The sequence below is a fragment of the Peribacillus sp. NPDC058002 genome, assembly GCF_042886655.1.
In the GTDB taxonomy this organism is placed as follows: domain Bacteria; phylum Bacillota; class Bacilli; order Bacillales; family DSM-1321; genus Peribacillus; species Peribacillus aracenensis.
Genome location: NZ_JBHVQU010000432.1, coordinates 1 through 2,053, shown reverse-complemented (window position 1 = coordinate 2,053; position 2,053 = coordinate 1). Strand labels below are relative to the sequence as shown.

At 37.3% G+C, this 2,053-nt stretch carries 1 protein-coding gene; it reads left to right on the top strand.

Going from position 1 to position 2,053, the window contains the following annotated elements:
- Positions 1-91: 91 nt before the first annotated feature.
- Positions 92-1,069 (top strand): NAD(P)H-dependent flavin oxidoreductase, encoded by a 978-nt coding sequence (locus ACFVSH_RS25980; protein WP_387598568.1) that lies wholly within the window; start codon positions 92-94, stop codon positions 1,067-1,069.
- Positions 1,070-2,053 lie beyond the last annotated feature (984 nt).

The window sequence follows — 2,053 nt, the reverse complement described above, 5'->3', positions numbered from 1 at the left end:
CCATAAGTATGGTATATAGACATGGCGTGTGTACATTAAGTAAGTAGAGTGGATTGATGGATATTCGTGGAAAACGAAAGGGGTATGGCAAATGAAAACAAAAATTACTGAATTATTGGGGATTGAATATCCGATTATTTGCGGCGGGATGTTTCAAGTTGGCCGAGCCCCGCTCGCAGCCGCCGTGTCAGAAGCGGGAGGACTAGGCATCATTACTTCGAAAACACAGGTGACACCAGAAGGTCTCCGTGATGAAATACGCAAAGTGAAAACTTTGACCAAAAAGCCCTTTGCTGTCAACCTGAACTTGTTTCCAAGTCAAACGGCAACCCCGAATGATGAGTTCATTGATATTTTAATTGATGAAGATATAAAAATTGTTGAAACGAGTGGCCGAAGCCCAGAAAGTTTAATGCCCAAACTTAAAGAGCACGGCTTTACCGTGATACATAAGGTAGCGAACGTCAAAAACGCAATCTCAGCAGAGAAATTAGGAGTCGATGCCATTATCATTGTAGGGAATGAAACAGGCGGGCATCCAGGCATGGGGGATGTAGGAACGCTTGTCATGCTCCCTAGAGCCGTTGACTCCGTTACTATTCCAGTAATAGCAGGCGGAGGATTTTCGGATGGCAGAGGCCTAATTAGTGCCTTGTCACTCGGTGCGGAAGGAATTGTCATGGGAACTCGCTTTATGGCAACGCAAGAAGCGCCGATCCATGATAACGTAAAGAAGTGGATGATATCTGCCAATGAAATGGATACGGTTGTCATCCAACGGAATATAGGCAGTCCGTCGCGTGTTGCATTAAATGCCATCAGTAAAGAAGTGGACAAACTTGAAAATGAAGGTGCCACTATAGAGGAATTGATTCCACTAATTACGGGACAACGAAGCAAGAACGTGTACTTTGAAGGGAATTTAGACGGAGGAATCTGGTCATGCGGGCAATCTGTAGGACTGATAAAAGAAATATTGACCGTCAATGAACTAATAACACAAATCATCGATGAAGCAAAAACTTCGTTCGAATTCATCCAAAACCGTATCGAATCCATTCGAACATAAACATAACGTATCAGGAACATGAGATCAAGTGCTATTTCGTGTTCCTTTTATATAGGTTGATGGGAAATTGGGTTTAATCGAACTCTAAAGCGAAATGCGTATTCAAGAAAGTAAATAGGTACATAACCCAAATCAATAACTTGCTTCCAATTTTCCTCAACATTTCGTTATTAGAGTTTACATAAGATTATTATTCCGTTATATAAAAATATGTTATCACCCGGCATTAACTTATAATCTGCCTTGATTTCTGAAACTTTTTAAACATTTATATGTGAAAATCGACTTTTACGATTTACAGATAGATGAATTGCACTCATGATATCAAAGAAATGATTGTTGAAGGGCTGTTGTAGGAAGTGTTTTTTAACAAATTCGATTTGAAGGTTTACCTTATAACCATTTGATGCATGTTGTTGCAATTATGAAAGCAGTTCCATAAAATCGCAATCTTTACTTAAAATAAGTTTAAAACAGAGCGGATGAATCATCATTTATTAAAGATTATTCATAATATAGGCAGTTATAAGTTAAAAGAGAGATTATGTTGCTAAATAGAGGTGCCTATTATGACTTTCAGGAAGAAAAAGCGGGAATTTCAAGTTGAAGACCCTTGGAGTTTTTATCAGTAAAATTATATTGATAAAACTTTTTAGAAGTGTTAACCCGTGATTTTTCTCATATTGCCATATATTTTATATATCAGAATAACAAAATTGATAGATCGGATCAGTTAAGCATAATGTTTTGATAAATATAAAATTATTAATGACAACATGAATAAAAAGGCATTCAGAGTAGCAGCGTTTGTGATAGAAGGGGGAACCTTTTATTACTTCATGTCTATATCTTCACACACAACAACAGAAAGTTTATCCTAATTCTTTGTATCGAGAAATGCTGAATTGGTTCAGATAGGGGCAATTATGATATTATGACTTCCGATGACAATGTAATCCAAATGGACATGTATTAGTCCTTAAA